This window comes from Arthrobacter sp. SDR-2R (assembly GCF_057747955.1).
Map to the genome: position 1 here is coordinate 3,534,089 of NZ_CM173231.1, position 18,623 is coordinate 3,552,711.

13 protein-coding genes are annotated in these 18,623 nt (G+C 67.4%); 6 read left to right on the forward strand and 7 right to left on the reverse strand.

Features of this window, described 5'->3' with window-relative positions:
- Positions 1 to 73: 73 nt before the first annotated feature.
- Both AC3ANU_RS16275 and AC3ANU_RS16280 read right to left on the reverse strand, forming a co-directional pair.
- Positions 74 to 1,243: a resuscitation-promoting factor gene (locus AC3ANU_RS16275; RefSeq protein WP_018770137.1), complete on the reverse strand. Its 1,170-nt coding sequence runs from the start codon at positions 1,241 to 1,243 to the stop codon at positions 74 to 76.
- 281 nt (positions 1,244 to 1,524) lie between these two features.
- Positions 1,525 to 2,430 (reverse strand): TatD family hydrolase, encoded by a 906-nt coding sequence (locus AC3ANU_RS16280; RefSeq protein ID WP_478222125.1) that lies wholly within the window; start codon positions 2,428 to 2,430, stop codon positions 1,525 to 1,527.
- A 164-nt stretch (positions 2,431 to 2,594) separates the two neighbouring features.
- Here AC3ANU_RS16280 and AC3ANU_RS16285 point away from each other — a divergent pair, with 164 nt between their 5' ends.
- The 3 genes from AC3ANU_RS16285 to AC3ANU_RS16295 are packed head-to-tail and all read left to right on the forward strand — an operon-like array spanning position 2,595 to position 7,726.
- Positions 2,595 to 3,695, forward strand: a complete 1,101-nt coding sequence (locus tag AC3ANU_RS16285) for an AAA family ATPase (protein WP_018770139.1) — start codon at positions 2,595 to 2,597, stop codon at positions 3,693 to 3,695.
- 9 nt (positions 3,696 to 3,704) lie between these two features.
- Positions 3,705 to 5,201, forward strand: coding sequence for a DUF58 domain-containing protein (locus tag AC3ANU_RS16290; protein ID WP_488314870.1), 1,497 nt, complete (start codon positions 3,705 to 3,707; stop codon positions 5,199 to 5,201).
- Complete coding sequence (locus AC3ANU_RS16295; protein ID WP_478222127.1) at positions 5,198 to 7,726, forward strand: transglutaminase TgpA family protein; 2,529 nt, start codon at positions 5,198 to 5,200, stop codon at positions 7,724 to 7,726. Before AC3ANU_RS16290 ends, AC3ANU_RS16295 begins: the two co-directional genes overlap by 4 nt.
- Positions 7,727 to 7,786: 60 nt before the next feature.
- Here AC3ANU_RS16295 and AC3ANU_RS16300 read toward each other — a convergent pair whose 3' ends face one another.
- Together AC3ANU_RS16300 and rsmI are read right to left on the reverse strand one after the other, a co-directional pair.
- On the reverse strand, positions 7,787 to 9,286 hold the full coding sequence (locus AC3ANU_RS16300) for an NAD-dependent succinate-semialdehyde dehydrogenase (RefSeq protein WP_478222128.1): 1,500 nt from the start codon (positions 9,284 to 9,286) through the stop codon (positions 7,787 to 7,789).
- 181 nt (positions 9,287 to 9,467) lie between these two features.
- Entirely contained in the window at positions 9,468 to 10,343 is an 876-nt protein-coding gene (gene rsmI, locus AC3ANU_RS16305; RefSeq protein ID WP_056393510.1) for a 16S rRNA (cytidine(1402)-2'-O)-methyltransferase, read from the reverse strand.
- Between the two features lie 46 nt (positions 10,344 to 10,389).
- Between rsmI and AC3ANU_RS16310 the strand changes: the two genes are divergently transcribed.
- Both AC3ANU_RS16310 and AC3ANU_RS16315 read left to right on the forward strand, forming a co-directional pair.
- Positions 10,390 to 12,117: a dolichyl-phosphate-mannose--protein mannosyltransferase gene (locus tag AC3ANU_RS16310; protein ID WP_223994467.1), complete on the forward strand. Its 1,728-nt coding sequence runs from the start codon at positions 10,390 to 10,392 to the stop codon at positions 12,115 to 12,117.
- Between the two features lie 67 nt (positions 12,118 to 12,184).
- Positions 12,185 to 14,014 (forward strand): AMP-dependent synthetase/ligase, encoded by a 1,830-nt coding sequence (locus AC3ANU_RS16315; protein ID WP_488314871.1) that lies wholly within the window; start codon positions 12,185 to 12,187, stop codon positions 14,012 to 14,014.
- On the opposite strand, the gene AC3ANU_RS16320 is transcribed toward AC3ANU_RS16315, so the two are convergent.
- Positions 14,005 to 15,333 carry a TIGR01906 family membrane protein gene (locus tag AC3ANU_RS16320; protein ID WP_488314872.1) on the reverse strand — a complete coding sequence of 443 codons (1,329 nt, stop codon included), beginning with the start codon at positions 15,331 to 15,333 and terminating at the stop codon, positions 14,005 to 14,007. The genes AC3ANU_RS16315 and AC3ANU_RS16320 overlap by 10 nt on opposite strands.
- A 124-nt stretch (positions 15,334 to 15,457) precedes the next feature.
- On the reverse strand, positions 15,458 to 16,450 hold the full coding sequence (locus tag AC3ANU_RS16325; protein ID WP_488314873.1) for a stage II sporulation protein M: 993 nt from the start codon (positions 16,448 to 16,450) through the stop codon (positions 15,458 to 15,460).
- 88 nt (positions 16,451 to 16,538) lie between these two features.
- Here AC3ANU_RS16325 and AC3ANU_RS16330 point away from each other — a divergent pair, with 88 nt between their 5' ends.
- On the forward strand, positions 16,539 to 17,339 hold the full coding sequence (locus AC3ANU_RS16330) for an RDD family protein (RefSeq protein WP_018770148.1): 801 nt from the start codon (positions 16,539 to 16,541) through the stop codon (positions 17,337 to 17,339).
- Between the two features lies 1 nt (position 17,340).
- Here the strand turns inward: AC3ANU_RS16330 and AC3ANU_RS16335 are convergent, their stop codons facing one another.
- Positions 17,341 to 18,579, reverse strand: coding sequence for a L,D-transpeptidase (locus AC3ANU_RS16335; RefSeq protein WP_018770149.1), 1,239 nt, complete (start codon positions 18,577 to 18,579; stop codon positions 17,341 to 17,343).
- Between the last annotated feature and the right edge of the window lie 44 nt (positions 18,580 to 18,623).

Below are 18,623 nucleotides of genomic sequence, written 5' to 3' on the forward strand. Positions count from 1 at the left end.
TTAACGGCCGTGGCCGGGCCCGGGTACCCCGGGCCCGGCCACGGCCATTGACTCTGCGCTTATGTCCGGTGGATCAGCTGGTTGCTGCCCAGCCGCAGCCCCAGGGCGACAGGCCGCGCTGCGCGTAGACGCGGTTGGCGATGTCGATCTGCTGCGCCTTGGTGGCGAGGCTGGCGTTAGGGGCGTAGGCGCCGCCGCCGGCTCCGATCCAGGTGCGGATGTCGAACTGGAGGCCGCCGTAGTAGCCGTTGCCGCTGTTGATGCTCCAGTTTCCACTGGATTCGCACTGCGCAATCTTGTCCCACATGGCCTCGTTCATCATGGCCGGTGCAGCTGCGCCGGTGTTGGCGCCGGCAGCGGCCGCAGGTGCGGCCTGGGGTGCAGGCTTGGCCTTGGTGCCAACGGTGACTTTCTCGGTGACCGGCTGCACGGCCACCTTCTCGGACACCAGCGTGCGGGACGCTTCCCGTCCGTCCACGAGTACCAGCTTGAAAGTGCGTTCCAGCTTTCCGGCGGCGCCCGCCTGGGTCACTTCTTTTTCGCCCTTGAGCATGTCTGCGCTTTCGGCGGTAACGGTCTCGAAGGGCACGTCTTCACTGGTGACCGTGGTCTGGCTGGTGTCCACCCGGGACACCTTGATGACCATGTTGTTCACCACGTTGGCGTTGGCCGGCTGCGAGGTGCGGTCGTTGGCGGCGAGGGTCACGCCGGAATCCTCCAGCACCTTGCCAACGGTGGGGGCCGTGGTGGTGGCGGTGTTCACTTTGCCGTCAGCCACAATGCTGACGGTCTTGGGCGTGGAGATCGAGACGTAGGAACCTGCCAGCGAAAGGGTGGCATCCTTGGGCGCTGAAACGGACGAGGCACTGGCGACGCCGAGTTCTGTCACCAGGTCTTCGACGTCCTGGGCTGTGGTGTTCACCGTCTTTTCAGCCCCGTCAAGGCTGACTTTGACTTCCTTGGCCTGGTTGATGTTGATGACGGTGCCGTTCTGGACCGTCGCGTCGAGGGAAGGCGACACGCGGTCGCCGGGCTTCAGTTCCAGGTTGGCACTCTTGACCACCTGTTCCACTGTTCCGCCAAAGGACTGCACGGACGACGCTTTGCCGTCCACGTTGAGCGTGACTGTTTTGTTATTGCCCACGAAGGCTACGAGGCCTGCGACCAGGCCGCAAAGCACCAGCAGCTGGGCGCCAACTTTGATATAGCTGAACTTGCCGTCCGATGTGAAGAACTTGATCACGATTGCCCGTAACTCTCGGTCCATCCGGGCACGGGGAAACGCGCAATAAAATGCCCGGAGCAACCTTGAAAAGGACAGTCCGGGCACCGGTGCGCCGCCACACTCCGCGCAGCGGCATGGCCGGATACTGGACAAGCCGGGCCGGCTGCGAATGAAGTGAAATTACCCGTTGGCCTTCCCCGACCCCGGCTAATAGTTTCCCACTGTAACCGTAGCGTTATAAAGTGGCCAACATTTTTGCATACCAGATATGCATTTAGCAGCCGGCGGGGGAAGGAGTGTCAGGCCCAGGATCCGTATGCCCGTACGGTATTTTCGCTGATTGCGCTGCACAGGCCGGCCAGGTCGGAGCCTGTCAATTCTGCCATGGCCCGCACGGTGTACGGGACCGTGTAGCTCGCGTTGGGACGCCCCCTGTGCGGGTGCGGGGTCAGGAATGGAGCGTCCGTTTCCACCATGATGAGCTGCCGGTCCGCGACGGCGAGCGCGGCGCGCAGATTCGTGGCGTTCCTGAACGTCAGCGTGCCGGCAAAGGACATCCACCAGCCCTGGTCGTTACAGGTTTTGGCCAGGTCCTCGCCACCGGAGAAGCAATGGAACACCACCCTGTCCGGCGCGCCCTCTTCCTGAAGGACGCGCACCACGTCGCTGTGCGCGTCCCGGTCATGGATCTGGAGGGTGAGGTCCAGGCGTTTGGCAATGTCGATATGCCGCCGGAACGAGTACTCCTGGTGCCGCAGCCCCTCTCCCTCGGTGCGGTAGAAGTCCAGTCCGGTTTCGCCGATGGCCCGGATCCGGGGATGCGCCGCCAGGCGTTCGATTTCGGCAAGGGCCGCTTCCAGTTCACCGCGGGCAGCATAATGCGGCGCGTCGTTGGGGTGCAGGGCCACGGCGCCCAGGAGCCGTTCGTCCCGGTCCACCGCCTCCACCGTGAACCGTGAGGATTCGAGGTCGCAGCCCACCTGCACGGCGCCCTGGACTCCCACGGCCGCCGCTGCATCCAGCGCAGCCTTGATCCCCACCGGCCCCTTTCCGTCCGGGAAGTCCAGGTGGGTGTGGTTGTCCATGACTGGTACCGGCAGGGGCTCCGGTGCGGGCGGAAAATCCTTCCGGCGGCCGGCGGCCTGGTCCGGAGTCTCCTCGTCTGCAGGTACCCGGTAAGCGGCGGGAATTGACGAATTGCACATCCACCCAGACTATCGGCCGAAAGGTACCCCCATATTTGCCGGAACTCTCTGTCAGGCACGGCAGTTGTGTTAGTAGTCTGGAACGAACACACGCGCACGCCCACCAAGGGGCGAAGGCAGGCTTGCTGTCCCGTCCAGGTGAAACCCGGGCTGAAAGGTTGCCGATGGAACCCCACCGACGCACTGCCAACAATGGAAGCGCACCGAACCTTAACCTGGCCGGCGTCGCTGATTCCGTCAGCCACCTGAACGGGCACCGGCCTGCGGCCATGGACCCGGTGTCCTTCCACGCCGCGGCGCAGCGCATCCTCACCACGGTCAATACCGTCATCGACGGCAAGTCCGATGCCGCCAAGCTGGCGCTCACCGTACTCCTCGCACAAGGCCACCTGCTGCTCGAGGACGTGCCCGGCGTCGGGAAAACCCTGCTCGCAAAGACCCTCGCCCGGACCATCGACTGCACGGTCAACCGCATCCAGTTCACCCCGGACCTGCTGCCCTCGGATGTCACCGGGGTGTCCATCTACAACCAGGCCTCAAGGCTGTTCGAGTTCCGGCCGGGTGCGGTCTTCGCCAACATCGTTATCGGTGATGAAATCAACCGCGCATCCGCCAAGACGCAGTCCGCCCTGCTGGAGTGCATGGAGGAGCATCAGGTCACCGTGGACGGCACGTCCTACAAGCTCGATGAGCCGTTCATGGTGGTCGCAACCCAGAACCCCATTGAAATGGAAGGCACCTATCCGCTGCCGGAGGCCCAGCGGGACCGGTTCATGGCCCGGATTTCCATGGGCTACCCGGACAAGGCCGCAGAGATCGAGATGCTCGAAACCCACCAGGCGGTCTCGCCGCTGGCCAATGTCTCCCCCGTGGTCACCGCGTCCGACGTCGCGGCCATGACCGCCACTGTCCAGCAGGTCTATGTCTCAGACGCCGTGAAGGAATATACGGTGGCAGTGGGCAGGGCCACCAGGGAAAGCCCGCTGCTGCGGCTCGGCGCCAGTCCCCGTTCCATGCTGCAGCTGCTGCGTGCCGCCAAGGCCACAGCCGCCCTGGAGGGCCGCGACTTCGTCCTGCCGGACGACGTGCGGGACGTGGCCGAGGCCGTCCTGGCGCACCGCATCATCCTGGACCGGAAGGCGGCGGGCGCAGGCGAGACACCCCACAGCGTCCTGCGGGGCATCCTGTCCAGGCTGCCCGTGCCACAGGCCCAGCCGGGGCAGCCCAACCGGGCCGCGGCCGCCGCCGGCAGCAGGAACCGCTAGGCACGGACCATGGCCCTGCTGGATAAGCTTCCGCGGCACCTGTTCACCAGGCGCGGCTGGGGCATGCTCGCAGCCGGGGCCTTCACACTGGCCGCGGCCCAGGTCATGGGGCGCCGGGACCTCCTGACACTTGCCATCTTGCTGCTGGTCCTGCCGCTCGTCTCCCTTGCCGGCGTCAGGCTGGTCAAGCCGCGCTTCCGCGTCTACCGCGAATTCAATCCCTCCCCTGTGGAAACCTCCGCCCCGGCGACGGTCCACCTTGCCGTGGCCAGGACGGGCCCGGGCAGCGGACGGGTTGCCATGGAGGAGCGGCTGCCGGCGCACTTCGGCCACGCGCCGTCCTTCCGGTTCCCGTCCCGTTCGGCCACCGGCGGCACAAGCCGCTACGAATACCACCTCACGTCCAGGTACCGGGGGCAGTTCAGGATCGGCCCGGTCACGGCCGAGTTCACGGACCCTTTCGGCCTCTCCCTGCACCGGCAGGCGATTGACGACGGCGACATCCTCACCGTGACGCCGGCCGCCGTCGTCCTGCCTGCCGCCGGGCTGGCGGGAGCGCGGGGGAACGACGGCGTCACCGCCACCCGTGTCCGGGCAAACCCGAGCGACGACGACATCATGACCCGGGAATACCGCCACGGTGACCCGATGCGACGGGTCCATTGGCCTGCCACGGCACGGCATGGGTCCTTGATGGTCAGGCAGGAGGAGTCCGTGACCACGCCGGAAGCCACCATCATCCTGGACCATCGGGCCAGTGCGTTCGGCGGGGGCTCCGGCACGTCGATGCCGGGCCTGCCCGTGCCGGAGGGGCATGCGCCGGCCACCAGCGACACCTTCGAGTGGGCTGTTGTTGCCACCATGTCCGTCAGCGCACACCTTGCCGAGCGCAACTACAGCCTTCGGGCGCTGGACACGGGCGGGGAACCGGCGTTCCTCCACTCCCCCTCGTCCCCGGAACCGGCGGTGGAAGAATTCAGCGGATCATCCGGCCTGCAGTCCATTGCCGAAAGCCTTGCCGCCATCCACCTGTCCGGGGCGCCCCACCCCCGCCGGGACAGCACTCGCGGGGACGATGTGCAGCGGGGTGTCATGCAGCGGGGTGTCATGGCCAGGAACGCGCCGCGCCCGGGCGCCCCGAAAGTGCGGACACAGGGAAGCCCGGAGCAGGGACTGCCGGCCTTTGACGACCACTTGATGGACAAGCTGTCCGCCCATCGGATGCGCGGGCCACTGATCGCTGTCCTGGGTCGCATCACCAGGGAGGAAGCCGCAGCATTGGCCCCTGCCGCTTCGTACGGCACCAACGCGTTCGCCATCCTGGCCGTGGAACGTCCCATGGAGTCCCAGGATGTCCTGGAAGTGCTGCGGCAGGGCGGCTGGCGGGCGGTGGCCGTGGCGCCCGCGACGCAGCTTGCCGCCGCGTGGCGCCAGTTCGACCAGGACCCGGCCCTGCCGGTGGTTACGGCGGCAGAGGTCCGGCGGGGAGCAGGGGTGGCCACATGACCATGGCGCCGGCCCGGCCAACGGGTGCTGGCCACGAGGCACAGGCACAGCATGAAGTGCCTGCGGGACGCCTGCGCGCCGGCGCCTACCCGTGGGCCATGGGGGGATCCATCACCGTGGCCGTCTGCGGCGCTGCCCTGTCCTTGAACGGTGTCCTGCGGGGCTGGAACTGGTACTGGCCGGTGATGACCACCGTGCTGGTGGTGGCATTCACGCTTGCCGCGCTGCGTTCCGTCCGGGCCCAGCCCCTGCTGGTCACCGCAGGCGGATTCGTGGCACTGGGCGCCGTCCTGACGTTGACGTTCTTCCGCGGCTCCAGTTTCCTGTGGGTTGTCCCTACAGGTGCCACGCTCCCGGACCTGGACCGGCTGATCCGGCGGGCCAGCGAGACTGTCCTGGCAGAGACTGCCCCAGTGGCGCCCAACGCCGGGATCGTCATGGTGGTCTGTGCCGTGCTTGGCCTGGCGGTCATCCTGGTCGATGCACTCGCGGTTCCGCTCGGGATGCCGGCCGCCTCCGGCACAGGCCTGCTTGCGCTGCTGGTGGTTCCGGCCATGATCAAACCGCAGAGCGTGGGGGTATGGAGTTTCGTTGCCACCGTGGCGGGCTACCTGCTGATCCTCGCCTGCAGCCAATGGTTTGCCCCGGACGGGAGGTTGCAGGGCGGCTCGGCCCGAAGCCCCGGCCTGGTGCGCAGGGCCGTGCTGACGGGCTCCGTGGCGCTGGCAGCCACCCTGGTGCTGCCCCTGGCGATTCCCGGCTTCGACACAGGCACGTTCCCGCAGGGTTCACGGCTGAATCCGTGGGGTGCCGCCACGGGCCTGAATCCGATGATCACCCTGGGCAACAGCCTTCGCACACCGGACGGAAGCGGCAGGATCACCTACGCCACCACGTCACCCAACCCCCTCTACCTGCGATCGGTCACCGTGGACAATTTCGACGGCGATTCGTGGGGACCGGACGACCGCACCGCCTCCAGGGTGCCCCTTGACGGCCGGATCGACCCCGGGTATCCGGTCCTGACCGATGAGCAGGTGCGGCTGGTGACAGCCATCGACACCGGGTCCTTCACCAGTCCCTACCTGCCGGCGCCCTATGCGCCCGAGACCGTCCGCGGACTGGGCGGACAGTGGACCTGGGATCCGGCCACGCTGAGCATCAAGGGCACTGACACCACCACCCGGCGGCAGGAGTACGTGGTGACCTCCGCGGTGCCCAAGCTTTCCGCGGCGCTCCTGGCCCAGTCCTCAGGGCCCGCACGGGGCATCCCCGACATTTTCACCCGCATCCCGGGCAACGTCCCGGACATCGTCAAAACCACGGCACAGACCGTTGCCGGGGGTGCGGGGACGCCGTACCAGAAGGCCCTGGCCATCCAGAAGTACCTGCGCTCGTCCGAGTTCACATATTCACTGCAGTCCCCGGTGCAGGGCGGCTATGACGGTAACGGCCTTTCCGTCCTTGCTGACTTCCTGCAGCAGAAGAGCGGTTACTGCATCCATTACGCATCGGCGATGGCGGTGATGGCCCGCCTGGACGGAATCCCCAGCAGGATCGCCGTGGGCTATGCCCCCGGCAGGCTGACCGGGGCGACGGTCTCTGTGTCCGGCCAAGGCGCCCTCCCGGAGTATGAGGCAGATGCGCGCGACGCCCACGCCTGGCCGGAATTGTACTTCCAGGGCCTGGGCTGGGTACCGTTCGAGCCGACGCCGTCGCGGGGGGTGGTCCCGGACTACGCAACCGAGGCCTCAGCGCCTTCGGTCGCGGATTCCCTGGGCAACAACGACGGCCTCATCCCCGACACGGCCCCGGTTCCCGCCCCATCCCCCAGCACCACTGCCCAGGCCGTCCCCGGCGCCGGCAGCAGCACAGGCGACTCCGCGCAATTGACCCCCTGGTTCCTTGGTGCAGCCGCATTGGTGGGCTTGCTTCTCCTGGTGGCCGCCCCCCACCTGGTTCGGAGGGGTATCAGGTCACGGCGGCTGCGTCCAAGGCGACCGGACCTGGCCGTACCGTCGGCATGGAATGAGATCAAGGATCTTGGCGCCGACTACGGCCTGCCCCCCGCGGACAGCGAGACGCCCAGGGCATATTCATCCCGGTTCCGGGCTGAACTGCTGGGTGAGCCCGGAGGCATGGACCAGGAGGCGCACGGGGCAGTGTCGCGCTTTACCTCGGCGTTCGAACATTACCGGTACGGCCGCCCGGGCGGCACTGGTTCCCCAGGCTCCGGCCCCGACCCGACCGAAGGCGACATTGCAGCCGGGGTTGCGGCCGTGGAAGCGTCCCTTCGGGCAAACGCCACCCTGCCCAGGCGTTTGACGGCGGCATGGCTTCCGCCGTCGGTCACCCGCCGGCTGGGCCAGCTGCTCAGGATGCCGTTCATTGCGGCCGGCAGGATCATCCGCACAGCACTTCACGCTGCAGCGCGCCTACGCCCCGGGGCGCCCGGGCATCCGTCGGCAGGACGGCGTTCCAAGGCGGGGGCGGCCGACGGCCGCCGCGGGGCCGGGCAGGGCTGAACGGCAGGTGCCGGCCGGGGAAACCCCGGCCGGCACTTGTACGCTGCGAAACTTCCGGAACTAGCCGGCGTAGGGGTCGGCGATGCCGATGTACTGGGTGTAAAGGTATTCCTCGATGCCTTCGAGGCCGCCTTCGCGTCCCAGGCCCGACTGCTTCACGCCGCCGAAGGGCGCCGCGGCGTTGGAGATGACGCCGGCGTTCAGACCGAGCATGCCGGTTTCGAGTTTCTCGCCCATCCGGATGCCGCGGTTGAGGTCCTTGGTGAAGACGTAGGCCACCAGCCCATATTCGGTGTTGTTGGCCAGGCGGACGGCTTCGTCCTCGGTGGAGAAGGTGATGATCGGAGCGACGGGGCCAAAGATTTCCTCGGAGAGGATCCGGGTGCCTTCGGTGACGCCGGAGAGGATGGTGGGCTGGTAGAAGTAGCCCGGTCCCTCTACCGGTGCGCCGCCCAGGACGGCCTTCGCGCCGGAGGCGACGGCGTCGGAGACCAGTTCGTGGACTTTGTCCCGGCTCTTGGCGTCGATCAGCGGCCCCACCTTGGACTCGGGCTCGGTGCCGCGGGCGGTGGTCATGTCCTTCATCTTCGCGGCGAACTTCTCCGCGAACTCCCCGGCTACGGACTCGTGCACGATGAAGCGGTTGGCTGCGGTGCACGCCTCGCCCATGTTCCGCAGCTTGGCCAGCATGGCGCCGGTAACGGCCGCGTCCAGGTCAGCGTCCTCAAAGACCAGGAACGGGGCGTTGCCGCCCAGTTCCATGGAGGTCCGCAGCACGGTTTCGGACGCATCGGCCAGCAGCCGGCGTCCCACCTCGGTGGAACCGGTGAACGACAGCTTGCGCAGGCGCGAATCCTTGATCAGCGGCCCGGTGGTGGCACCGGCCGTTGAGGTAGGGATGACGTTCAGGACACCGGCAGGCAGCCCGGCCTCCTGCATCACGGCAGCGAACAGCTGGGAGGTCAGGGGCGTCAGGTTGGCCGACTTCAATACCATGGTGCAGCCGGCGGCGACGGCCGGGGCGATCTTGCGGGTGGCCATGGCCAGCGGGAAGTTCCACGGGGTGATCAGCAGGCAGGGGCCCACCGGCTTCTTGGTGACCAGGAGCCGGGACTTGCCGTCCGGCGAGACCGAGTACCGGCCGAAGGCCCGGACTGCTTCCTCGGAAAACCAGCGCAGGAACTCGGCGCCATAGGTTACTTCGCCGCGGGCCTCGGCCAGCGGCTTGCCCATTTCCAGGGTCATCAGGAGGGCGAAGTCTTCTGCACGTTCGGTGACCAGGTCGAAGGCCCGGCGCAGGATCTCCCCGCGTTCGCGCGGCGGCACCTTTGCCCAGGATTCCTGGGCAGCCGCGGCAGCATCGAGGGCTGCCGCACCATCCTCGGGGCCGGCGTCGGCAATGCTCAGCAGCACCTTCCCGGTGGCGGGATCCTCGACGTCGAACGTCTTGCCTGAGGCGGCGTCGCGCCACTCACCATTGATGAGCAGCCCGGTGGGAACGGAGGCCAAAAGCCGGGTTTCGCGCTCGGCCGAAACGGCCGGCTGTGCAGTGACAGTCACGATGACTCCCTCGTCAGTAGGGTTGTGGCAGCCCATCGCCGCGGCCGGAGTGACCGGGATCATGGGGCTGATTAACAGCCAGACTACTGCGGGGCATGGCTATGGTCTACGCCGATGCGCACTGCGGAATCGCGGCTTCGCTGTGCACCTGCACAGGCGCCGAAAGCGGACCGTGGCCCGGCTAGCGGGCCGCCAGGACGGCCGAGTAGAGCTCCCTCTTGCTGACCCGGACGTCTTCGGCGACGGCGGCGACGGCCTCCTTGAGCCGGATGCCCTGGGACACCAGCTCATTGACGGCAGCCACATGGTCCTCCGGGGTGCCGGCCGCCTGCTCAGGAGCCCCGCCGAGCACCACGGCGATCTCGCCGCGGACCTCCGTGTCCTCGGCCCACTGGAGCAGTTCGCCAACAGTGCCGCGGATGACTTCCTCGTACGTTTTCGTCAGTTCCCTGCAGACTGCGATGGGCCGGTCCGGCCCGAACCTCTCGCGCAGCGCACGCAGCATGGCTTCGAGCCGGTGCGGCGCCTCGAAGAACACCATGGTGCGCCGCTCCCCGGCAAGGTCCGCCAGGCGGGAGGCCCGTTCGCCGGCCTTGCGGGGAAGGAATCCCTCAAAACAGAACCGGTCCGTGGGCAGGCCCGACAACGCAAGGGCCGTGAGGACCGCGGACGGTCCGGGAACCGCGGTGACGGGAAGTCCCGCCGCAATGGCGCCTTCCACCAGCCGGAAGCCGGGGTCGGATACCGACGGCATCCCGGCGTCAGTGACCATCAGGAGCGTGCTGCCGGAGCGCACGTGGTCAAGGAGCTCAGCGGTCCTGGTGGCCTCATTGTGCTCGTGGTAGCTGATGACGCGGCCCGCCACGTCAATGCCCAGGCTTTGGACCAGACGGTGGAGGCGCCGCGTGTCCTCAGCGGCCACAATGTCTGCAGTGCCCAGCAGTTCCACGAGGCGGGCCGAGGCGTCTCCGGTGTTCCCGATGGGAGTGGCGGCAAGGACGATCCGTCCCGCGGTCGCAGGGCCGGGTTCGGAAAGGGGGCTGGGGTTCGGGTCCACCCACCAAGCCTACTGCCGCCGGGTCTCCGCAGCCGCAAAAGGTAGCATGGGGCTCGTGACGCAGACCTCGACGCGGCCCACGGGGCCCGGGAAACCCAACGCCGCGGGATCCCCGGCCGAAGCCGGGGCAACCGGGACGGCACCCGGCGGCAAGGCCGCCCGCCCCTGGATCAGCCGGCCTGATGAGGCGTTCACGGTGGAGGCACTGCGGGCAAGGCTCATTGGTACCGGCATGTCCTGGCGGGATTATCCGCCGTCGCTCCGGCTGTGGTTCGTCCTGGTCCCGGTCCTGACGGCGGTGGCCGGCGGCCTCCTCCGGTTCATCCGCCTGGAAGTGCCGCACAAGCTGGTGTTCGACGAGACGTACTACGTCAAGGACGCCTACTCCTACCTCATGAGCGGCTATGAGCGCAGTTGGCCGGACAAGGCAAATGATTCCTTTAATGCCGGCAATCCGGACGTCCTGCTGAACACTCCCGAATACGTCGTCCATCCACCGGTGGGCAAGTGGATGATCGCGGCCGGGATGTGGCTGTTCGGGCCGGAGAATCCCTTTGGCTGGCGCTTCGCCGCAGCCCTCACCGGCACCCTCACGGTGCTGCTGGTGTCCTTGATCGCCCTGAAACTGTTCCGCTCGCTTCCGCTCGCGGGTGCCGCGGGGCTGCTCCTCGCCGTCGACGGCCACCACCTGGTGATGTCCAGGACGTCCTTGCTGGACATTTTCCTCACGTTCTGGATCCTTGCCGCGTTCGGCGCCCTGCTGATGGACCGCGACGACGGGCGCCGTCGCCTGGCGGCCCGGCTTGCCCATGCCGCCGCCACGAACGGCGGACAGCCCCCGGCCCGGGCGCTGCTGGCCGGACCGTGGCTGGGCGTGCGCTGGTGGCGGGTGGCCGCGGGGGTCTGCCTGGGCCTGGCCGTGGGCACCAAGTGGTCCGGCCTGTTCTTCCTGGCGGGCTTTGGCCTCCTGACCGTGCTGTGGGACCTCAACGCCCGGCGGGTGGCGGGCATCCGCGGCTGGATCAGCGGCGGCGTGATCCGGGACGGAATTCCCGCCTTCGCGGCCACCGTGCCCGTCGCAGCCATTGTCTACTCGGCTACCTGGACCGGCTGGTTCCTTTCGGCCAATGCCTACTACCGTCACTGGGCGGAGAGCAACCCGTCAGCGGAATGGGGCTGGCTGCCCGACTCCGTCCGGTCCCTTGTCCACTACCACCTGGAAGCGTACAAGTTCCACCAGGGCCTGAGCTCCGAGCACCCCTACCAGGCCAGCGCCTGGAGCTGGCTGGTGATGGGACGGCCGACGTCGTTCTTCTATGAATCCCCGCCCCAGGGCACCCCGGGCTGTGACGTGGAAAAGTGCACCTCCGCCATCCTGTCCGTCGGTAACCCGCTGATCTGGTGGGCAGCAGCCATCTCGCTGGTGGTCCTGCTGTTCTGGTGGGTGGGACGCCGGGACTGGCGCGCCGGGGCAGTGCTGGCCGGGGTGGGCGCGGGCTACCTGCCATGGTTCATGTATCCGGAGCGGACCATGTTCTACTTCTACGCGGTGTCCTTTGAGCCGTTCCTGGTCCTGGCCCTGGTGTACTGCCTGGGGCTGGTCCTGGGCCGGGCCACGGATCCGCCGTGGCGCCGTCGCTCCGGCATGTATCTGGTGGTCCTGTTCCTGGCGGCGGCGCTCCTGCTGTCGGCGTTTTTCTACCCGATCTGGACCGGCGAGGTCATCCCGTACGTCGACTGGAAGGTCCGGATGTGGATGCCATCCTGGATCTAGGGCAGGATGGCAACAGAGACCTGAAGGAGCCGCTGCCGCGGCATGGCAGCGGAAACGGAGACCTGCTGTGAGAGAAGCGAGCACGGAACTGCTGGTTGAGCTTGAGGCCAACAGCAACGTGACTGACCTGCTGCTGGAGCAGCACGCCGCCAACCCGGCCCACGCCCTGTACCGGCGGAAGGGCCCCAACGGCTGGGTGGATATCCCCGCGCAAAAATTCCTCCAGGACGTCAGCGCCCTGGCCAAGGGGCTCATCGCCGGGGGCCTGGAGCCCGGCGACACGGTGGCCGTGATGTCGTCCACCTCGTACGAATGGACCCTGGTGGACTTCGCCATCTGGTTCGCCGGCGGTGTGACGGTGCCCATCTACGAAACGTCCTCGGCCAGCCAGGTGGAGTGGATCATCCAGGACGCAGGGGTCCGCCGCGTCTTCGCCGGTGACCGGGCCACGGTGCAGCTGGTCAGCGGAGTGGTGGCCGGTTGCGCCGAGCTCAGCGACCGCCTGGTCAACGTGGTGCGGATGGATTACGACGGCGAGGCCCCGGACCTTGCCAGCCTCGCCGCTGCGGGCACCGGAGTCAGTGATGCTGAACTGGAGCGGCACCGCAGCCGCGCGGGGTTGGCCGACCTCGCCTCCCTGGTGTACACATCGGGCACCACGGGCAAGCCCAAAGGGTGCGAGATCACGCACGGGAATTTTGCCCTGGTGGCCAAGAACATCGTTGCGTTCCTGCCCGAGATCCTGCAGGAGGACCAGGCCCGCACCCTGATGTTCCTGCCGCTGGCCCACGTGCTGGCCCGCGCCGTCCAGGTGGTGTGCCTTGCCGCAGGGGCAACGCTGGGGCATACCCCCGGGGCCGCCCAGCTCCTCGAAGACCTCGGCACGTTCCGCCCCACCTTCCTGCTGGTGGTGCCGCGCATCTTCGAAAAGGTCAGGGCCACGGCCGCCCACAAGGCCGCTGTGGCAGGCAAGGGCAGGCTCTTCGACGCCGCAGCGGCTGCCGCCATCGAGTACTCACGCGAACAGGACCGGCACAGCCGCGGCGAGGGGCCTGGCCCGGGCCTGTTGAGCCGGATCAGGCACGGGATCTATGACCGGCTGTTCTACCCGCGGCTGCGCCAGGCGATGGGTGGCGAGGTGGGATACACCGTGTCCGGGGCCAGTCCCCTGGCTTCCGAGGACGCCCATTTCTTCCGTGGCGTAGGCATTCCCGTCCTGGAGGGGTATGGGCTGACCGAGACCACGGCGCCATGCACCGCGAATACGCCTTCCCGCACCAAAGTGGGAACGGTGGGCATTCCCATCCCGGGCACCACCATCCGGGTGGCCGAAGACGGCGAAATCCTGGTCAAGGGAATCGGTGTTTTCCGGGGCTACCATTCCAATCCGGAGGCTAACGCCGAGGCGTTCGTGGACGGATTCTTCCGTACCGGAGACCTCGGTGAACTCGACAAGGACGGTTTCCTTACCGTCACGGGACGCAAAAAGGACCTCCTGGTCACGGCCGGCGGCAAGAACGTGGCGCCCGGGCCGCTGGAGGAGAAGATCCGCAGCCACCAACTGGTGGCCCACGCCGTGGTGGTGGGCGACGGCAAACCGTTCGTGTCAGCCCTGCTGACCCTGGACCCGGAGGGCGTTGCCAACTGGCGGTCCGAACGGGGCCTTCCTCCCCTCCCCCTCAGCGAAGCCGCGAACGATCCCGCCGTCCTGGCTGCGGTGCAGGAGGCAGTGGACCTGGCCAACCGGATGGTGTCCAAAGCCGAATCGGTGCGCACGTTCAGGCTTCTGGACGCCGAGTTCAGCGTCGAGTCCGGGCACCTCACACCGTCCCTGAAGCTGAAGCGTTCCGCAGTGGTCCAGGAGTTTCAGGCGGAGATTGCCGGAATCTACGGCTGATCCGCCGTGGCCGGCCCCGTCTTGTCCCGGTCCGCCTTTTCCCGGTCCGCCTCGTCCTGATCCGCCCTGGCCGGCTTTGCCTGTTGCGCAATGCCGCGGCGGCGTCGCGTGGGCCAGGTGAGGACCATCGTCACAATGGATGCCAGGAGCACCAGGCCCGCGATGGCGATGCCGGCGTCGATCCAGAACTGGCTGGGGAACAGCCGGATCAGGGTGTCATCCAGGCTGAAGGTCCAGGATCCGGCGGCGAAGAAGACCCGGTGGAATTCGGTGAAGAACTGCTGCCAGCCCAGGGCCGCCAGCGTGCCGAGGCCCAGGATCAGTGCCAGCGTGATGATGGAACCGGCGAAGAGGCCGCGCCGGGTCCCGCCGGTGCTGCGTTTGCGCAGGTACAGGATGGCGGTCAGCGCCAGGAGGAGCAGCAGTGCACCGGCACCAAAGGTGGACAGGATGACAACCTTGACGTCGGCCATGTGGCTGACTTCGCCGTCCTTGAAGAGCTTTTCGCCGCCGCGGTGCACCAGATCGCCCAGGTACCTGGGGCCCGCCCAGTTGCTCAGGTAGTCCACCGCATAGGAGCCGTACGTCATTCTGTCGTCGGTGTTGAAGCCGTATCCGTCACCGGGGAACCCGGGACGGTTGTACTCCACCCAGAGAAAAAGCGGGCTGGTCACGGCCCGGACGGCCAGGATCAGCAGGATTACCGGGTAGATGATGGCCAGCAAAACCTGCATGACACGCGGTGCCACGGGTTTGGCGTTCGCGGCGCTTTCGCGCTGGGCGTTGCGGCGCTCCACTTCCTCCTCGGGGGGACGGACGTGCAGTGCTGACGTGGGAAGGGGTTCCTTGAAGACCGGCGAACCGGTGCCGGGCCCGGCCGCGGCGGAGCCCGCGGTGGAAGTGTGTTCCGCGGGCCTGCGGGAGGCGGCAGCTGCGGCGGCTGGGGCTCCGGCGGTGGAGGAGCCGTTGGCGGAGGATCCGACGGCGGCTTCCGCGGCCTTGCGGTCGGCCCGGCTTCCTGGCTGGGCGGCCTTGCTTCCTGCCGCTGCCTGGTTCCGGCCGGCGTGTCCGCCGGCCTCGTCGGGGCCGGTCCTATTGATGCCGGGCTTGTCGCCGGCTGGCTTTTCTCCGCCTGGCTTGCCAGCGGCAGGTTTGTCCCCGGCCGGTTTGTCCCCGGCCGGTTCGTTCCGGGCCGGTTTGTCCCCGGCAGCGGGCGTCAGCCAGGAAAATGCGGGCTCGTCGGAGTCCCCGGACGTGTCCAGGAACGGCTCCGGCTGCGGCGTGGCGCTTTTGGCGCGGGCCGGTGTCTCGTCATTCACAGCAGCGTCACTTCCGTTGGGTTCCGCACCGGTCCCAGTCAGCCGGTGCGATTCATTCTGCAGTCGAGCCTACCGTCCGGAAGTTCCGCCGGGCGAGGAACCACCCCGTCAGGATTACAACGATTCAGGCAGCGATTTCCGTGTAGCCGGCATCCTCGCGGCGGAGGTCGCCGCGCTCCCCTGCAAGGCAGGCGCGCCTGCCCCACACCAGGACGTAGACCCAATACGCGCTGAGAACCGCCGCCCCGATTCCGATCCTGGCCCAGGCCGGCAGCGGACTGGGGGTGACGAACCCTTCCACCAGGCCTGAGACGAACAGCACCACCACGAGCCCCAGGGCCACCGTAATCAGTGACCTGCCCTCTTCCGCGACGGCGCGGCCCCTGGTCCGTCGTCCGGGTGCGACCATTGCCCAGAAGACCCGAAGGCCTGCTGCGGAGGCAACGAAGACGGCGGTGAGCTCCATGAGCCCGTGCGGCAGGATGTAGCTGAAGAAGACGTCGGACTTGCCGGCAGACGCGAAGATGCCCGCTGCAATGCCCACTCCCTGGGCATTGCTGAACAGGATCATTGGCACCCACACACCGGTGATCCCCAGGGCCACGGCCTGTGCGCTGATCCAGGCATTGTTGGTCCAGACGGCACCGGCAAAGGACGCTGCCGGGTTCTCCGAGTAGTAATTGATGAAGTCCTCGTTCACGTACTGGGCGGCAGCGGCTTCCGAGGCCACGGCCCGGAGGGCTTCGGGGGACGTCCCGATCCAGATGGCGTACGCGGCAGCGATGAGCACGAAAGCGGTGCCGCAGGCCAGGGTCAGCCAGGTCAGCCGGTACAGGGCCGCCGGCAGGGCCACGACGAAGAACCGTGCAAGGTCAGCCAAGGCATTCGAGCGGGCGCCGGTGAAGCGGGTCCGTGCCTGGGCCAGCGTGGCCGAGAGGGACGCGGAGAGTCCGCTTTCCGGCGCCATGGAACGGACCAGCGACAGGTGGCCGGACGTGGACTGGTACAGCGCCAGCAATTCGTCGGCTTCGGCTCCGGTGAGCCTGCCCTTGCCGGCAAGCTTACGCAGGCGCGCCCACTTGTCCGCATTGACGGCGGCGAAGGCATCCATGTCCACGGCTACAGCCTAGCGCCCGGCATTAGAATTTGACCGTCTGCACCATGTGATCGTTCGAACCACCAGATGCGAAGGGCAGGGATGCAGTGTGAGCCCGATAATCACCGGCGAGGCAGTGGTGCTGGAGCTCCGGCCGGCGAGCTTCGCCGCCCGGGCCCTGGGCCTGTTTATCGACGCAATCGTCCACGTAGTCCTGCTGGTGCTGGTCATGATTGGCCTGTCGGCCGCAGGCGCGGACCTCGACGGGGCAGCCGCGCGGGCCCTGGGCCTGGCCGCCGTCGTGTTCTGCCTGGTGGTGGTGCCCGTGGCCGTCGAGACCCTGAGCCGGGGCCGATCGCTGGGTAAGCTGGCCACGGGCCTGCGGGTGGTCCGTGAGGACGGCGGCGCCATCCGGTTCCGGCATGCGGTGATCCGCGGCCTGACCGGGTTCCTTGAGATCTATCTGACGTTCGGCGGCCTTGCCCTCGCCGTGGCGCTCTTCAACGACAAGTCCAGGCGGCTCGGCGATTTGCTCGCAGGCACCTATGCTGTCCGCAGCCGGGTACCTGCGGACCAGGCCCTCCGGGTCTTTGTTCCACCCCATCTGCAGTCGTGGGCTGCAGCGGCGGATATTGGCCATATTCCGGATGCCACAGCCCGCAGGGCCGCCCAGTTTATCCGCCAGGCCGGCCGGATGGCACCGCTGTCCCGGGCGGGCATGGCGCAGGCCATCGCCGCTGAACTCTCCGCACACGTGGCTCCGCCCCCGCCTCCGGGCACGGGCGCCGACGACTATCTGGCCGCCGTCGTGGCTGAACGGCGGCAGAGGGAGTTCACCAGGCTGTCGCTGTCACACCGGCGGAACACGGAGATCGGGGAACGGCTGCAGCGTCTGCCGTTCTCCACCTGACCTAGTTGTCGTATTCGCTCCACGGGATATTCCAGTCGCCGAACCCGTCGGTATTCGCCGCGTAGTCACCCTCGGTGTTGATGATCTGGACCACGTCGCCGGTTCCCATGTTGTCGAACACCCACGCCGCTCCGTCGGGCAGGAAGCCGATGCACCCGTGGGACACGTTGGCGTTCCCGATGTATGGAAAGGCCGATTCAAGGGCCTGGTGGATGTAGGCGCCGCTCAGGGTGAGGCGGATGGTGTATTCGACGTCGGCCTCACCGTAGTAGGCAGGATCGTCGGGCTTCAGCCCGATGCTTGCCGCCCTGAAGTGGTCAAAGCGGTTCTTCTCCATGAGCACTGCATATCCCTTTGCCGAGGGGAAGCGCTTATCCCCCATGCTGACGGGCAGGGTCTTGACGGGCTGGTCGTTGACGCTGAGCGTGAAGGTATGCGCGGTGGCATCGGCGACGGCCACCTTCTTTTCTCCGATCGAGACATTCACCTTTTTGTTGAAGTTCGCGATTTGGCCGTTGCCCAGGTCAACCCCGAAGAGCTGCATGTCCATGGTGACGGTGGAGTTCGCTGCCCAGAAGTTCTCCGGGCGGTACCGGACCATGGTGTCGCTGTACCAATGGAATGCTCCGGCCTGTCCCGCCGTCGTGGTGATCTTGATGGCCTTTTCCACGGCGGCGCGGTTGGTCACGGGTTCGCTGAAGATGATCTGCAGGGGCTGCCCCACGCCCACCTTCATGCCGTTCAGCGGGTAGACGGCGGCGTCGGCCTCGTGGGAACTTGTCACCGTGTTGAAGGACTGCGTGGTGCTGGTCTCGCGTCCGGCGGCGTCCTTGACCACGTAGGTGTAGCTGTACTCGGTGTTGAATTCCAGGGGCCCGGTGGCGGACCACGCCGTCCCACTGGCATCGATGCTGCCATCAATGGTCTTCCCCGCCGTACTGGCGAGCGTGACGCGCTGGATGGTCCCGTTGCCCACTTTCAGGGACACCGGGGCCGCAGGGTTCACCTGCTTTGCACCGTTGGCCGGCGCCGCGTCGAAAGTCACGGGCGGAACAACGGGGGAAGCGATGCCCGGCGATGTCCGCAGTGCGGAGCCTGCTTCGGATTCAAGCGGGCCGCCGGCAAGGCCCGGGGCGACGGCGGCGAAAACCCCGCCCAGGGCAGCCAGGACACACACGGCTGCCACGGCAAGGATTTTCTTGGCAGTCCCCCGCCGGCGGGGCTTTACATCAGGCTCCATGTTTCGATCCTAGGTGCAGAAAATAACGGCCCGGGCGCTCGATG

Excerpts from the sequence above, each read along its gene's own strand:
- AC3ANU_RS16280 (WP_478222125.1), bottom strand. The coding sequence starts at position 2,430 with ATGTGCAATTCGTCAATTCCCGCCGCTTACCGGGTACCTGCAGACGAG.
- AC3ANU_RS16285 (WP_018770139.1), top strand. The coding sequence starts at position 2,595 with ATGGAACCCCACCGACGCACTGCCAACAATGGAAGCGCACCGAACCTT.
- AC3ANU_RS16290 (WP_488314870.1), top strand. The coding sequence starts at position 3,705 with ATGGCCCTGCTGGATAAGCTTCCGCGGCACCTGTTCACCAGGCGCGGC.
- AC3ANU_RS16295 (WP_478222127.1), top strand. The coding sequence starts at position 5,198 with ATGACCATGGCGCCGGCCCGGCCAACGGGTGCTGGCCACGAGGCACAG.
- AC3ANU_RS16310 (WP_223994467.1), top strand. The coding sequence starts at position 10,390 with ATGGGGCTCGTGACGCAGACCTCGACGCGGCCCACGGGGCCCGGGAAA.
- AC3ANU_RS16335 (WP_018770149.1), bottom strand. The coding sequence starts at position 18,579 with ATGGAGCCTGATGTAAAGCCCCGCCGGCGGGGGACTGCCAAGAAAATC.